General features: G+C 57.0%; 1 protein-coding gene. It reads left to right on the top strand.

Translation table 11 applies throughout. The features are described from left to right. Positions 1-219: integrase core domain-containing protein (locus QR64_RS26330; RefSeq protein ID WP_152641012.1), on the top strand; the 219-nt coding region annotated here is incomplete at its 5' end. Positions 220-251: the final 32 nt, after the last annotated feature.

Below are 251 nucleotides of genomic sequence, written 5' to 3'. Positions count from 1 at the left end.
AGTTACGACAACGCCCTGGCGGAGTCGTTCTTCCAGAGCCTGAAACGTGAATGGCTACATGGCCGAGGACCGACATCGAAAGCTCGAACGCGTCTGGAGTTGTTCGAGTGGTTGTCGTACTACAACCGGAGGCGACGTCATTCCGCGTTGGGGTATCTCGCACCGATCGAGTTCGAACGACGAATGACCGCATCGGCTACGCTCACACTCGCGGCATGAAATCTGGTGTCCACTCTCAAGGGGCAACCTCA

Source organism: Rhodococcus sp. Chr-9 (genome assembly GCF_000801125.1).
GTDB classification, from domain to species: domain Bacteria; phylum Actinomycetota; class Actinomycetes; order Mycobacteriales; family Mycobacteriaceae; genus Rhodococcus; species Rhodococcus pyridinivorans.
Note: the sequence above shows the minus strand (reverse complement) of the source record. Positions and strands in the feature narration are given on the sequence as shown.